Source organism: Mesorhizobium abyssinicae (assembly GCF_049887195.1).
Classification (GTDB): domain Bacteria; phylum Pseudomonadota; class Alphaproteobacteria; order Rhizobiales; family Rhizobiaceae; genus Mesorhizobium; species Mesorhizobium abyssinicae.
Window position 1 is genome coordinate 187,210 of record NZ_JARAKC010000010.1, and the last position, 13,586, is coordinate 200,795.

General features: G+C 65.1%; 12 protein-coding genes and 1 other RNA gene. 6 read left to right on the forward strand and 7 right to left on the reverse strand.

The window, feature by feature from the left end:
* Positions 1–128: 128 nt before the first annotated feature.
* On the reverse strand, positions 129–614 hold the full coding sequence (locus tag PU724_RS22135) for a thioesterase family protein (RefSeq protein ID WP_127393620.1): 486 nt from the start codon (positions 612–614) through the stop codon (positions 129–131).
* 102 nt (positions 615–716) lie between these two features.
* Between PU724_RS22135 and PU724_RS22140 the strand changes: the two genes are divergently transcribed.
* The 3 genes from PU724_RS22140 (at position 717) to PU724_RS22150 (ending at position 6,759) form a co-directional block, all read left to right on the forward strand.
* Entirely contained in the window at positions 717–2,135 is a 1,419-nt protein-coding gene (locus PU724_RS22140; RefSeq protein ID WP_354423635.1) for an FAD-binding oxidoreductase, read from the forward strand.
* Between the two features lie 2 nt (positions 2,136–2,137).
* The gene (locus tag PU724_RS22145) at positions 2,138–2,635 is read left to right on the forward strand and encodes a hypothetical protein (RefSeq protein WP_354423633.1); all 498 of its coding nucleotides are present in this window, start codon (positions 2,138–2,140) and stop codon (positions 2,633–2,635) included.
* A 125-nt stretch (positions 2,636–2,760) separates the two neighbouring features.
* Positions 2,761–6,759, forward strand: a complete 3,999-nt coding sequence (locus PU724_RS22150; protein ID WP_354423632.1) for an AsmA family protein — start codon at positions 2,761–2,763, stop codon at positions 6,757–6,759.
* 51 nt (positions 6,760–6,810) lie between these two features.
* Here the strand turns inward: PU724_RS22150 and PU724_RS22155 are convergent, their stop codons facing one another.
* Positions 6,811–7,236 (reverse strand): MarR family winged helix-turn-helix transcriptional regulator, encoded by a 426-nt coding sequence (locus tag PU724_RS22155; RefSeq protein WP_354423631.1) that lies wholly within the window; start codon positions 7,234–7,236, stop codon positions 6,811–6,813.
* 123 nt (positions 7,237–7,359) lie between these two features.
* Here PU724_RS22155 and PU724_RS22160 point away from each other — a divergent pair, with 123 nt between their 5' ends.
* A complete protein-coding gene (locus PU724_RS22160) occupies positions 7,360–9,162 on the forward strand; it encodes a chloride channel protein (RefSeq protein ID WP_354423629.1) in 1,803 nt (600 codons plus the stop codon).
* Here PU724_RS22160 and PU724_RS22165 read toward each other — a convergent pair.
* The 4 genes from PU724_RS22165 to PU724_RS22180 form a co-directional block, all read right to left on the reverse strand.
* A complete protein-coding gene (locus PU724_RS22165) occupies positions 9,159–9,386 on the reverse strand; it encodes a ribbon-helix-helix domain-containing protein (RefSeq protein WP_292174333.1) in 228 nt (75 codons plus the stop codon). The genes PU724_RS22160 and PU724_RS22165 overlap by 4 nt on opposite strands.
* A 9-nt stretch (positions 9,387–9,395) precedes the next feature.
* Positions 9,396–9,593: a DUF4169 family protein gene (locus PU724_RS22170; protein WP_127312106.1), complete on the reverse strand. Its 198-nt coding sequence runs from the start codon at positions 9,591–9,593 to the stop codon at positions 9,396–9,398.
* A gap of 18 nt (positions 9,594–9,611) precedes the next feature.
* Positions 9,612–10,145, reverse strand: coding sequence for an SspB family protein (locus tag PU724_RS22175; RefSeq protein ID WP_127283642.1), 534 nt, complete (start codon positions 10,143–10,145; stop codon positions 9,612–9,614).
* 118 nt (positions 10,146–10,263) lie between these two features.
* The gene (locus tag PU724_RS22180) at positions 10,264–10,953 is read right to left on the reverse strand and encodes a TetR/AcrR family transcriptional regulator (protein ID WP_354423627.1); all 690 of its coding nucleotides are present in this window, start codon (positions 10,951–10,953) and stop codon (positions 10,264–10,266) included.
* Between the two features lie 206 nt (positions 10,954–11,159).
* On the opposite strand from PU724_RS22180, the gene PU724_RS22185 reads away from it, so the two are divergent.
* Complete coding sequence (locus PU724_RS22185) at positions 11,160–12,365, forward strand: multidrug effflux MFS transporter (protein WP_127283644.1); 1,206 nt, start codon at positions 11,160–11,162, stop codon at positions 12,363–12,365.
* A 182-nt stretch (positions 12,366–12,547) separates the two neighbouring features.
* Here PU724_RS22185 and ssrA read toward each other — a convergent pair.
* Positions 12,548–12,908, reverse strand: a transfer-messenger RNA (tmRNA) gene (gene ssrA, locus PU724_RS22190).
* A gap of 157 nt (positions 12,909–13,065) precedes the next feature.
* Between ssrA and PU724_RS22195 the strand changes: the two genes are divergently transcribed.
* Positions 13,066–13,377, forward strand: a complete 312-nt coding sequence (locus PU724_RS22195; RefSeq protein WP_127283645.1) for a DUF2853 family protein — start codon at positions 13,066–13,068, stop codon at positions 13,375–13,377.
* Positions 13,378–13,586: the final 209 nt, after the last annotated feature.

The following is a 13,586-nucleotide window of genomic DNA, read 5'->3' on the forward strand; positions in this document are numbered from 1 at the left end:
CTCTGCCCGCCGCCCCGTATCGCCAACCCGATACGGTGGTTTTCAAACGCTCCGCTGAGTCGTTCAACGACTCAATCGGCTTGTTCACGTTAAAACCTTGGTAAGGTTAACGTGCGCGCTGGGGCGCTTCAAGCGCTCTTGCGTTTGATGCCGATCGAGCGGCCGGCGCGCTCCGGCATCGGCAGCGCGGCGTGGGCAGCGCGCATCTCCTCGACCCTGGCAAGAACGTCGGCGGGGAAGGGCGCCACTTTCGGCCCGGACATGTCGACATGCAGCGAAAGCGTCTCGGAGGTGGCGGCCAGCCAGCCGTCGACATGGCGGATCTCCTGATAGGCTCTCAGGCGCTTTTCGTCATGGTCGATGAGCTGGAAGGAGACCTGGACCTTGTGCTCCAGATGCAGCTCCTGCACGTAGCAGACATGGACTTCCGCCGTGTAGATTGTGAGGCGGCGCTCCTTGGCGTAGTTCGGCCCCATGCCCATCATCTCGAAGGCGTCGTCCGAGCAGCGGTCGAACAGCACGTTGTAATAGGCCATGTTGAGATGGCCGTTATAGTCGATCCAGTCCTTCTCGATATCCATGGCGCGGGAAATGAAGGGGGCGGGCATCGACATCTTGTTTTCCTTTCCTGATCGCTGGACAGGGCGTGGGTCGCGAGACTACGCATCCATAACCGCACAGCAAGGGCGGCGGCTGGTCCATTCGCGGAGTGAATCATGGCTTTGAGCGACCTCAATCCCGTCGAGCGCAACGAGGAGGGCATTGCCGCGGTTCTCGGCATCCTCAAGCAGACGCTCGGCGAGCGCTTCCAGACCGGCCAGGCCGTCCGCTCCCAACATGCGCACACCACCACTTACATCCCGACGCAGGCGCCGGACGGCGTCGCCTTCGTGGAGAGCACGGCCGAGGTGCAGGAGATCGTGCGCGCCTGTGCCGCGCACCGGGTGCCGGTGATCGCCTTCGGCGTCGGCTCCTCCCTCGAAGGCCACACCAACGCGCCGGGCGGCGGCATTTCGATCGACACCTCGCGCATGAACCGGATTCTCGCGGTCAATCCCGAGGATCTCGACTGCACCGTCGAGCCAGGCGTGACGCGCGAGGACCTCAACCGGCACCTACGGGACACCGGCCTGTTCTTCCCGATCGACCCCGGCGCCAATGCCTCGCTCGGCGGCATGGCGGCGACGCGGGCCTCCGGCACCAATGCCGTGCGCTATGGCACGATGCGCGAGAACGTTTTGTCGCTGACGGCGGTCATGGCCGATGGCGAGGCGGTGACCACCGGCAAGCGTGCGAAGAAGAGCTCGGCCGGCTACGACCTGACGCGGCTGCTGGTCGGCTCGGAGGGCACGCTCGGCGTCATCACTGCGCTGACCTTGAGGCTGCAGGGCATCCCGCAGGCGATCTCGGGCGGCGTCTGCCCGTTTCCCAGCCTCGAGGCGGCCTGCAAGACGGTGATCGCCACGATCCAGATGGGCATTCCGGTGGCACGCATCGAACTGGTCAATGCGCTGCAGATGCGGGCGATGAAGAACTATTCCAAGCTCGACTACCCGGAAGGCCCGTGCCTGTTCGTCGAATTCCACGGCAGCGATGCCGGTGTCGCCGAGCAGGCCGAGACCTTCGGCATGATCGCCGAGGAGAATGGCGGCGGACCGTTCCTGTGGACCAGCGTGGCCGAGGAGCGGACGAAACTGTGGAAGGCCAGGCACGACGCCTATTGGTCGTCGCTGACCTTGCGGCCCGGCGCCAAGGGGCTGTCGACCGATGTCTGTGTGCCGATCTCGCGGCTTGCCGAATGCGTCACCGAGACCGAGGCCGACATTGCCGAGATGGGCCTGATCGCGCCGATCGTCGGCCACGCCGGCGACGGCAACTTCCACGTGCTGGTGTTGATGGATGTCGACAACCCGCAGGAAATCGCGCTGGCGGAAAAATTCGTCGCGCGGCTCAACATGCGCGCCATCGCCATGGAAGGAACCTGCACCGGCGAGCACGGCATCGGCCAGGGCAAGATCGGCTTCCTGCGCCACGAGCTTGGCCATGGCGTCGACATCATGCGGACGATCAAACAGGCGCTCGATCCGCTGAACATCATGAACCCTGGCAAGATCTTGCCCCGTGTTGGTCACTAGTCATGTCGGCGGCCGAGGCCCTGCTGCCGGTCGAGATGCCGCCGTCATCGGCCGGCGCGCGATTGCCGCATGTCTTCGCGGATGAAGAGCGATTGCTGATTGCCTATCTCGCCAACGTTCCGGATCCTTCGTTCGATGGCACGAACCCGCGCTCGGTTTCGCCCGCGACAGGCGATCAATCCGTCGCAATCCTGACGGTGGAACCATACCTGGCGCTTCAATTCGGTCCGCCGAACGATGAAGCCATCAGCGGGCATCGGCTCTATGGTCTCGGCCTGCAGCCATATTCTGCGTTCGAAGTCTTCAACTCGTCCTGGATCGCCTCCCTGGAAAAGGCCAATCGGGTTCATCCATCCCACATGCCTGAGCTGTTTTCGGACTATCGGCATTTCATCCTGACGTTCCACGACTCGACCATCGAGTTCGTTGCGAAGAAATTCCTGATCAGCCTTTGCAAGGGTGCGGTCTTGTCCGCCCTGATGGAAGCGGCGCGGCATTGACGCGGCGGACTGTCCCCCCAGCTTGCGCCGTTGTCCCTGCTTGCCGAGGACGCAGCCGAATTGCCTCTTTATCGACACGCTGATGCGGGTACAGTGCAGCTGACTTTCAACGATCGCTGGTGCTGATGCTCGCACGCCTGTTCGTGATCTTCGGTGGCCTGTTCGTGCTGGTGCTGTGCGCGGCGCTGGTGGTGCCGTATTTTATCGACTGGGCGGGCTACCGCGCCGATTTCGAGCGCGAGGCGAGCGCCATCCTCGGCCGCAAGGTTACCGTCGAGGGCGATGCGACGGCCAGGCTGCTGCCGTTTCCTTCGGTCACCTTCTCCAATGTTTCGGTTGCCGGCGGTCCCGAAGGCCAGCCGGCAATGACCGTCGAGACCTTCTCGATGGATGCGGAGCTGGCCCCCTTCCTGCGCGGCGAGGTGCTGATCTTCGACATGCGGCTGGTGCGTCCGAAGGCGACGATCGACATCGCCGCCGACGGCACGGTCGACTGGGCGATGCGGCCGACCGCGCCCTTCGACCTCAACCAGATCGCGATCGAGAAGCTGACGGTGACGGAAGGCGAGGTCGCCTTGCGCCATGCCGCCGGCGGGCGCAGCCACCTGATTTCCGAGATCAATTCGACCGTCTCGGCAAAGTCGCTCGCCGGGCCATGGCGGATGGATGGAACGCTCAAGCTCGACGGCCTGCGCACCAATGTCACCGCCTCGACCGGCAGGGCCGAAGGCAATGGCCAGATGCGGCTGCGGCTGAAGGCCGATCCGGACGCCTATCCGCTGGTCATCGAGACCGACGGCAATGCCGGCCTCGTCAAGGGCGCCGTCGCCTATTCCGGCCAGTTCAAGATCTCCGGCAACGACAGGAATTCGGCCGAGCTGCGCGGCACCGATGGCGAGACGGTGAAGGTCTCGGCCGGCAAGCCGGACCCGGGCTTCCGCCTCAACGGCAAGTTCTCGCTCGATCACCAGAAGCTCGCCTTCGACGAGTTCCGCTTCGAAACCGGACCGCTCGACAATCCCTACACCGCCGACGGCAAAGCCTCGGTCGAGCTCGGGCTGAACCCGCGCTTCTCGATCGAGGCCAACGGTGCGCAGGTGCAGTTCGACGAAGCCGTCGGCGCCGCTGCCGTCGCCGGCGTAACGCTCGACCAGCGCGTCAATGCGCTGGAGCAGGCGCTTCTGCATATGCCGAAGCCGACCATCCCCGGCACGGTCGAGGTGAGACTGCCGGCCGTGGTCGCCGGCGACACGACGGTGCGGGACGTGCATCTCTCGGCCGAACCGGCCGAAGGCGGCTGGTCGGTGAAGTCGATTGCCGCGACCTTGCCCGGCCGCGCCACGCTCGAAGCCAACGGCATGCTCAGCGTCGAGGATCATTTCGGCTTCACCGGCTCGCTGCTGCTTGCCGTGGCGCAGCCTTCGGGTTTTGCCGCCTGGCTGTCCAAGGACGTCGACGAGGCGATCCGCCGATTGCCGGCCGCCGGCTTCAAGGCCAGGGTCGATCTCAGCGAGAAGCGCCAGGCCTTCAGCGATCTCGAACTGATCCTCGGCAAGGCCAGGTTTTCGGGCCGCATCGATTCCAGCCAGCCGGACGACGCCAGGCCCTCGGTGCTTATGCGGCTGGAGGGTGGCGAGCTCGACGTCGACGGGCTGGCGGCATTCGCCTCGATCTTCGTCAGCGACAAGGGCGCCAACCGGTTTTCCGATCGCGACCTCGACTTCCAGATCAAGGCCGGGCCGGTGAGCGCCGGCGGGCTGACGGCCGACACCGTCGACACGGCGCTGCGGCTGCGCAAGGGATTGCTCGAGATCGACCGGCTGTCGCTCAGCGGGCTGGCCGGCGCCTCGATCAGCGCCACCGGGCGGATCAAGGATTTCCCGGAGAGCCCGACCGGCAAGCTCGACGCCTCGGTGGTCGCCGTCGACCTCAAGCCGCTGGTCGACGTGGCGGCGCAGCACTATCCCGACAATGAGCTGCTGAAAGGACTGGCGGCCCGCGCGGTCGCCTATCCAGAACTGCTCCAGGATGCCCGCATCGATGTGGTGACGAGTGCGGCTGACAATGGCGACGGCACGACGGGACTGGCGGTGAGCGCGCAAGGCAAGGCCGGCGGCTCGGCCTTTTCGGCATCGCTTTCCGGCAAGGGCAAGGCCGACAGCCTTGCCGAGGCGCCGGTGATGCTGACCTTCAACGCCAGGAATGCCGACGCCACCGCGCTGTTGGCGCTCTACGGCCTGCCGGCATTGCCGCTTGGCATGCTGGGCCAGGCGACCACCGATGTCTCCGCCAAGGGCACGCTCGACGGTGGCCTGGCGACGAGCTTCAACCTGACCGCCGACGACTTCAGGGCGAGCTTCGAGGGAACGGTCGCCGATACGCAGCAAGGCGCGTCGGCCAAGGGCAAGGTCAGCCTCGAAGCCTCCGACATCGAGCCCTGGCTGATGACGACCGGCGTCGGCCTGCCGGGCATGGGAACCGGCACCTCGGCCTCGCTCGCCGCCGATGCCGATTTCGGCAACGGCCTCTTGGTGCTGAGCGGGCTCAGCGGCGCCGTCAACGAGGCGTCGGTTTCCGGCGACGTCAATGTCGACGTCAAGGACGGGCTGCCGCATCTGGCCGGCGCACTGGCGCTCGACGAGCTCGACCTCGATCCGATGGCGGTCGCGCTGTTCGGCGACCAGTCCTTCCAGGCCGGCAAGGGCGGCTGGCCGACGGCGCCGTTCAGCCAGAAGTCCAGCCTGCCGTTCACCGCCGACCTGGACCTCACCACCGCGGCGCTTGCTGCCGGTCCCTTCGCCACCGCCTATGACGCGGCGCTGTCGCTGAAGCTCGACCTGGAGGGCATCCGTGTCTCCGATCTCAAGGCCAAGCTTTTTGGCGGCGCATTGACCGGCCTGTTCGAGCTGAAGAACAATGACGGCACCGGGCTCTTCTCCGGCCAGATGAAGCTTGCCGGCGCCGATCTTCCGGCCCTGCTGCCAAATGCCGGCCTGAGCGGCAGCGGCGACGTCTCGACGGCGCTGTCGACCAGCGGCAAGTCGCTCGATGCGATGGTTGCGGCCTTGTCGGGTTCCGGCACGGCGGCGCTGAAGGGACTTACTGTGGCCGGCATGAACCCCGATGCCTTCGCCGCCTTCATCGACAAGGCCGATGCCATCGGGCGCGATATCGACGCGGCCAAGACCGCCGGCTTCGCGCCCGAGATCGCCGGCAACGGCAGTTTTGCCGCCAAGGACACCGATATTGCCTTCACCATTGCCGGCGGCATCCTCAGGGCGCCGCCGATCAGCCTCGACAATCCGTCAGCGTCGCTGTCTGCCGACGTCACGGCAGACCTCAACACCAGCACCGTCACAGCCAGGGGCGCGATCACCTACAGGCCTGGCGATGAGGCGCTGGTCGGCTCCGAACCGGCGGTGAATTTCAGCGTCGATGGGCCGCTTGGCGCCGCCGAACGCCAGTTCGACAGCGAGCCGCTGGCGCAGTTCCTGACGCAGCGCGCGCTGGAGAAGGAACAGCAACGGGTCGAGGCCATGCAGGCGGCGCTGTTGGAGAAGCAGCGGCTGCGGCGCGAGGTGCGCTACTACGCAGCACTCCAAACCGAACGCGAGCGGGCAGCCGAGGAATTGCGCCGGCAGGAAGAAGAGGCGCGGCTGAAAGCCGAAGCCGAAGCGAAGGCCCTGGCTGAAGCGGAGGCGCAGGCCAAGGCCGAAGCTGAAGCAAAGGCACAGGCCGAGGCGGACGCGAAAGCCCAGGCCGAAGCCGAGGCAAAGGCACAAGCCGAAGCTGATGAGAAGGCCAAAGCCGAGGCTGAGGAAAAGGCGCAGGCCGAGGCGGACGCGAAGGCCAAAGCAGATGCCGAAGCCAGGGCAGAACAGCAGGCGGCCGACGATGCGGCCAAAGCGCAAGCCGCGGAAGAGCGGCGAAAGGCCGAAGAGGCTTTGCGCATCGCCTCGGAAGAAAAGGCTAAGCGGGACGCCCAACGCAAGGCCGCCCAGCAGGCCCCCAAGCTCGACGGGTCGCTTCCCGGCGTCAATGACGGTTCGGCTCCACCACCGGCTAAGCCCAAGTCCAACCCGTTCACGATCGACAATCTGCTGAAGTCGCTGGACGGAGGGTGATGGCGGACCGAGGCCGGCCAGCCAGGCCATCCTCGGACCTTCTCAGGCCGATCACCGATCCTGCCGACTGAGCAGCCGCATTAGCATCGGCTCGATGCGTCCGAGTTCGTCGAGATGGGCCGCCGACAGTTCGGCGAGGCAGTCATCGGCGCGCTCGGTGAGCCGCAAAAGCACACGGCGGTGGTCATCCTTGTCCTGGTCCCTGGTGACAAGCCCGGCCTCGCACAGGCGGTCGACCAGTTCCACGGCGCTGTGGTGGCGGATGCGCAAGCGTTCGGCCAGGTCGCCGACCGTCACCGGTCCCGCGCCCGGAAACCCCTTGATCGCCAGCAGCGCCTGGTGCTGGCGCGGGGTGAGACCCGCCTCATTGGCCTGGACCTGGCTGAATTCGAGGAACCGCCGGATCAGGTAGCGGAATTCGGACAGCCGCTGATAGTCGGCCTGGCTGATGGCGGGGCGTGAGTTTTGCGAAGGCATCGTGGCCGACCTTTGTTCGTTTCCGGCAAAAGCTCAAACTGTTTTTCGTCGCAAATCGGCCTTGTACATTTATATCGTGTTACGATAGATAGCGGCCCGACAACCAGAAAGCTGGGCTCCAAAATGAAATCCGCTCATGCCGGAAACGGCCATCTCCGCGACTTCACAACCGACGCGCGGGTGCTTCTCATCGCGGCCATCGCCGTCGTGGTCGCCACGGCGGGGCTGTTTGCCGGCATTGCGCTGCTGAAGCTCATCCGGCTCGCCACCAACATCGCCTATTTCGGCCAGTTCTCGCTCGCCGAACTCAGGCTCGAGGACACGCCGCTTGGGCTTGCCGCCGTGATCGTGCCGGTGATCGGCGCGCTGATCATCGGCTTGATGGCACGCTTCGGCAGCGAGAAGATCCGCGGTCACGGCATTCCCGAGGCCATCGAGGCGATCCTGCTCGGGCGCTCGCGGCTCGACGCCAAGGTGGCGATCCTGAAGCCGTTGTCGTCGGCGATCTCGATCGGCTCGGGCGGGCCGTTCGGCGCCGAAGGTCCGATCATCATGACCGGCGGCGCCATCGGCTCGCTGATCGCGCAGACGCTGCCGGTCAGCGACAATGAGCGCAAGACGCTGCTGGTGGCGGGGGCGGCGGCCGGCATGACCACCGTGTTCGGAACGCCGATCGCCGCCATCATGCTGGCGGTCGAGCTGCTTCTGTTCGAGTGGACGCCGCGCAGTTTCATCCCCGTCGCCGTCGCCGCCATCGTCGCCGAGGTCGAGCGCACTTTGCTGCATCTGCCGGGACCGATCTTCCCGTTCGAGGGCAGCATGGCGGCGACATTTCCGGGACTTGCCGGCTGGGTGCTGATCGGCATCTCAGCCGGGCTCCTGTCGGGATTGCTGACGCAGATGGTCTATGCCTGCGAGGATGCATTCCAGAAACTGCCGATCCACTGGATGTGGTGGCCGATGCTCGGCGGCCTGGTGGTCGGCATTGGCGGGCTGATCGAGCCGCAGGCGCTCGGCGTCGGCTATGACAACATCGCCAACATGCTGGACGGCAAAACGCTGGCGGCCGCCGCGTTAACGCTGCTGGTGGTGAAGGCGATCATCTGGTCGGTGGCGCTGGGCTCGGGAACGTCCGGCGGCGTGCTGGCGCCCCTGCTGATCATGGGCGGGGCGATGGGGGCTGCTCTTGCCGGCATCCTGCCCGAGGCGACCCCCGGCTTCTGGCCGCTGCTGGCGATGGCCGCGACCATGGGCGGCACCATGCGCGCGCCGCTGACCGCCACCTTCTTCGCGGTCGAGCTGACCGGCAACACCCATATGCTGGTGCCGCTGATCGCGGCCTGCGCCACGGCGCACGCGGTCACCGTGCTGTTGATGAAGCGCTCGATCCTGACCGAAAAGGTGGCGCGGCGAGGGCACCATCTGGTGCGCGAATACCGTGTCGATCCGTTCGCGCTGACCAGGGTGCGCGAGGTGATGACGACAGAAGTCGAACGCGTGCCGGCAACGATGACCTTGCATGGCGCCGCCGCCTTCCTGACCGCGCCGGAGACGCGGCACCCGAGCTTTCCCGTCGTGACCGGGGAAGGGCACGTGCTTGGCGTCATCGATCCGCCGGCGATCCTGCGCTGGCGGCGCGCCGGCAAGCACCGCAAGACGACGCTTGGCGAGTTGCTGGCCGGCAGCAAGGTGACGCTTGCCTATCCCGACGAATATCTGGAGGGCCTGTCCGACAAGCTGCTTACGGCAAACATCTCGCATCTTCCCGTCGTTACGCGCGAGGATGCGCGCCTGGTCGGCTATGTCGGCTGGAAGGATCTGATGCGGGTCCGGTCGAAAAAGCAGGCGGAGGAGCGCGACCGTTCGGCCTTGCTCTCCTTTGGCGCCCGTCGCCGGAAACAGGGCAGCGCGACGGGCCCTGTCTAAGGCACTCCAGCCCCGCGCTTGGCCCAATCCAGCACGTAAAGCCTGAGCGCGGAGGAGAGGTTGGCGTCGCGCGGACGGGTTTCGTCGATCTCGGCGACGAGAGCGGCAAGCGTCAGCTTTCGCGCCGCCGCGATCGTGACGAGGTCGTCGTAGAAGGGCTTTTCGAGCGAATAGCTCGTGCGATGGCCGCGGATGGTCACGGAACGCTTTTCGACCGGGCTCACGTGAGGCGCTCAGCTCTCGTTTGGATCACCAGGCTTTTCGCGGCGATGGCCGGCGATGAAGTGCTCGGCCTTGTCGGCGGCCAGGCGGTCGCGGTCCCGATCGGCCTTGGAGCGGCCATGCAGGGCACGGTTCTCGCCGGCCTGCCGCTCCTTCTCGGTCCGCGCCTTTTGCTTGCGGACCTGGCGGAGATTGACGACGTCGCCCATGCCGCACCGTCCGGCGTGTTATTTCTTGCGGAAGGCGTCGAGAGACACCACGTCGGCGCTCTTGCCGGCGTCCGCGGCGGCGGGCTTCTTGTCGGCCTCGGCGGCGGCCTTCTTCTTCGTCTCCGGCTTCTTCTCGGTGACGACGGCCAGCGGCTCGGGCGCGGGCTGCGCCGGTTCGTCGTCGGCTGCGCCGTCCGTCTTGACGTCGAATTCGAGCTCGAAATTGACCGAGGGATCGTAGAAGCCGCGAACGGCGGAGAAGGGGATCTCGAGCTTTTCCGGCACGTCGGAGAAGGAGAGCCCGACCTCGAAGCCGGTGTCGGACACTTTCAGGTCCCAGTACTGGAACTGGATGACGATGGTCATCTGCTCCGGATAGCGCTCGCGCAGCCGCGACGACACGCGCACGCCCGGCGCGCCGGTCAGGAACGTGATGAAGAAATGATGGTTGCCCGGAAGGCCGGTGCGCGCGACTTCGGCCAGGACCTTGCGCATGACGCCGCGCAACGCCTCCTGGGCCAGAATGTCGTAGCGGATGTGGTCGTCGGCCATGTGACGGTCGGGTTCCGTTGAATCGTCCGCATAGCTGTAATCAAGCTTGAGCGCGGCGTAAACCGCATATAGATCGCGGTCTCCCGGAAGCGAGGCTCTTTGCCGACGATTTGATGGCTCAGGCGCCGACGAGCACGCTCTTTCTGGGCGCGTGGGAGGCGGCCTTGTGGCGGCCGAAGGCGCGCAGGAAGGTGCGCACGCCATTGCCGGCGGATTGCAGCACCTCTTCCTCCGTCGGTGTGCCGCCGAGCATGAAGCTTATCTGCAATTCGGCGTTGACGAGGGCAAGGAATTGGCGCGCCGCCACGTCCGGGTCGTCGATCGACAGGTGGCCGGCATAGGCGAGGCGGGCAATGCGGGCGGCAAGCGCCGACCAGGTTCGCCCCGGCCCCTGTTCGCGCCATTCGGCGAAAAGCTCGGGATAACGTTCGCCCTCGGCCTGGATCAGCTTGCGCAGGAACCTGCCGTCACGGTTGCAGATGCAGTTGCGGTTCATGCGCACGGCAAAGCCGACAAGATCGGCTTCGACGTCGCTGGGCTGGTCGGGGAAGGTGGCGATGGTGGCGAAGATGCCGGCGTTGCAGCGCTCGGTGAGGTCGCGCACGACGGCGATGAAGAGCTTTTCCTTGTCGCCATGGTGGTTGTAGACGGTCTGGCGCGATACGCCGGCCTCGGCGGCGATCAGGTCGATATTGGCGCCGGCAAATCCTTCGCGGCAGAAAACCGAGGCAGCGGCCTCGACAACCGAAATGCGCTTTGCCTCGTGGCTGCGTGGCGGGAAAGTGTCAGGAGAGGCGCCGGGCTTCATAAAAATCTATATAGCGGTGATTGACGATTTGGACAAGAGTGTCTAATTTTGTGGACATAGAACAAAGGCATTTCGCTCCGGATGGACGAATAGGTTCGCTCAAGAGACGAACAAGTTCGCTCTGGGATGTCGGAATGTCACGGGATGGAACGTCCTGGGTTAGAGCCGCCTTCGCGGCGGCAGCCAGATCCGAAAGAAGCCTTACCATGAGTCCCAAATTCCTCCGCATCGCGGTCGTGCTCGGCCTGTTGTCCGCCATCGGCCCGTTCGCCATCGACATGTATCTTCCTGCCCTGCCGTCGATCGGCGAGGATCTGCACGCCGGCACCTCGGCGGTGCAGATGAGCCTGCTGATCTTCTTCCTGTCGATGGGGTTCGGCCAGATCCTCGTCGGTCCGATTTCCGATATGGTCGGCCGCAAGCTGCCGCTCTATGGCGGCCTCGCGCTGTTCATGATCGGCGGCATCGGCTCGGCGATGGCGCCGACCATCGAATGGCTGATCGCCTTCCGCTTCCTGCAGGGCCTCGGCGCCAGCGCCGGCATGGCTATTCCGCGCGCCATCGTGCGCGACCTGCACACCGGCAACGAGGCGGCCAAGCTGATGTCATTGCTGATGCTGGTGTTTTCGGTGTCGCCGATTCTCGCGCCGTTGACCGGCAGCCAGATCATCGAGAGCTTCGGCTGGCGCGCCGTGTTCTGGACCGTGACGGGTGCGGCGGCGCTCGCCACCATCCTGCTTGCCACGTCGCTCAAGGAGACGCGCTCCGTCGAGGAGCGCGCCGGCTCCTCCTTCGGCACGGCGTTGTCCGGCTACCGCTACCTGATGGGCGACCGCAACTTCCTCGGGCTGGTGGCGATCGCCGGCTTCGGCATCGCCAGCTTCTTCGTCTATCTGTCGAGCTCGTCCTTCATTCTGATCGACCACTACGGCCTGTCGCCTTCGGTCTACAGCGTGTTCTTCTCGATCAACGCGGTTGCCTTCATCGGCATGTCGCAGCTGACCGGAATGCTGGCGGACCGCTTCGGGCTGAAGCGCGTCGTCTGGGTGGCGGTGACCGGTTATGCGACGACGATGGTGGCGCTGTTCGCGATCATGGCCTCCGGCGTCGACCGGCTCGACGTGATGGCGGCGCTGCTCTTCGTCGGCTACGGCTTCCTCGGGCTGGTCATCCCGACCACTTCGGTGCTGGCCATGGAAGAGCATGGCGAGATCGCCGGCACCGCCTCGGCGCTGATGGGCACGCTGCATTTCGCCATCGGAGCGCTGGCCATGGGTGTCGCCGGGCTGTTCTTCGACGGCACGCCGCTGCCGATGGTGGCCGGCATCACGCTCTGCGCGGTGATTTCCTTCTCGCTGGCCAAGCTCACGCTCGGCCGCGTGCGGGAGACAGTGGAAGCGCCGGCCGAGTAAGCAACGCTCGAAATCGCAACAAAAAGGCCGGGCTCGCCCGGCCTTTTTCATGTTTTGCATAAACCGGCCGCTTCGGCAACGAAGCGCAATCGCTCCGCGATGGGAACGAGCAAACGGCACCAGGTCGTAGCCCCGTGCCAGGCGCAAAAAATGCCGCTGCAGAAAAATGGAAGAGGGGAGAAAGTGGAGGTTTCTGTTGCCAGGTACCTCCGAACCCCGCCTAGAAGTGCGAACCTCTAGGGCTTGATTTGAAGCGTTCGCACTGCATTACGCAGCGAGACGAGCTTCCGCATAGTTGTCGTTGGCAACTATAAGTTTAGCCCGATGACGGTGGTACAATGCCGGGCAAAAGTACGATCTTTACACCTTCGTCGATCCTATTTCGCCCCCAGCAAAAGCCGCTCTTTCGACAAGAGCGGTTTTTGGTGGAGGCGCCGGGTACCGCCCCCGGGTCCGAACGGCTTATTGCATCGCCTGTTTATCGCCATAGTCGGTCAAGCCGACGAAACGAATATAGGGGCCGATCACGGAAATTGAAAGGCCGAATGGGGCTTTGTCCCTATCTCAAAATGGGTTGACTTGCCGGCGCGCTCAACCGAAGCTTTGCACCGGTGAGGAGTTGCTACCTAGCGCACAGATTGCGTAGAGCGCCACAAGCCTCATCGACAGGATCCGTGGCGCCGACGAGGGGATTTTTCTGATGGCCGACTATCTCGCGGATGTGAAGAAGTACGACGCCGGCGCCAGCGCCGACGCGGTCGAGAAGATCGTCAAGCACCTGGGCATCGCGCTGAGGAACCGCGATTCCTCGCTGGTGTCCTGCACGGACCCGAAGGAACTGGAACGCGTCCGGGAGAACTGGGCCGCCAAGAAGCTCGGCGTCGCCGACGCCAAGAAGGCCGATGGTGCGATCGAGAAGGTCTGCAAGGCGATGGCCGCCGACAACACCAAGAGCCGGGTGACGTTCTACTACCTTGTGGCGAAGGACCTGGGCAAGCTCGGCTCCCTCTGAGATCGGGCGTCGGCTTGCAGAGGCCGGCGCCGCAAGGGCGGTCGCTCCAGATTTGAATTTGCACCCACTGGGCGGCAGTGCCGCCCCTCACCTGCCTGCCGGCATCCTTGTAACTTGTCCCTTGCCGACTCTGCTATTGCAGCAGGTGCGGTGGCGGACGAGAGACCGGAGCATCTTTGGGCCTTGAAGCCCGTGGGAGAGCGAGGGTC

Bases quoted from the DNA above. Each gene is read 5' to 3' on its own strand.
- PU724_RS22135 (WP_127393620.1), bottom strand. From the start codon at position 614: ATGTCGATGCCCGCCCCCTTCATTTCCCGCGCCATGGATATCGAGAAG.
- PU724_RS22140 (WP_354423635.1), top strand. From the start codon at position 717: ATGGCTTTGAGCGACCTCAATCCCGTCGAGCGCAACGAGGAGGGCATT.
- PU724_RS22145 (WP_354423633.1), top strand. From the start codon at position 2,138: ATGTCGGCGGCCGAGGCCCTGCTGCCGGTCGAGATGCCGCCGTCATCG.
- PU724_RS22150 (WP_354423632.1), top strand. From the start codon at position 2,761: ATGCTCGCACGCCTGTTCGTGATCTTCGGTGGCCTGTTCGTGCTGGTG.
- PU724_RS22155 (WP_354423631.1), bottom strand. From the start codon at position 7,236: ATGCCTTCGCAAAACTCACGCCCCGCCATCAGCCAGGCCGACTATCAG.
- PU724_RS22160 (WP_354423629.1), top strand. From the start codon at position 7,360: ATGAAATCCGCTCATGCCGGAAACGGCCATCTCCGCGACTTCACAACC.
- PU724_RS22170 (WP_127312106.1), bottom strand. From the start codon at position 9,593: ATGGGCGACGTCGTCAATCTCCGCCAGGTCCGCAAGCAAAAGGCGCGG.
- PU724_RS22175 (WP_127283642.1), bottom strand. From the start codon at position 10,145: ATGGCCGACGACCACATCCGCTACGACATTCTGGCCCAGGAGGCGTTG.
- PU724_RS22180 (WP_354423627.1), bottom strand. From the start codon at position 10,953: ATGAAGCCCGGCGCCTCTCCTGACACTTTCCCGCCACGCAGCCACGAG.
- PU724_RS22185 (WP_127283644.1), top strand. From the start codon at position 11,160: ATGAGTCCCAAATTCCTCCGCATCGCGGTCGTGCTCGGCCTGTTGTCC.
- PU724_RS22195 (WP_127283645.1), top strand. From the start codon at position 13,066: ATGGCCGACTATCTCGCGGATGTGAAGAAGTACGACGCCGGCGCCAGC.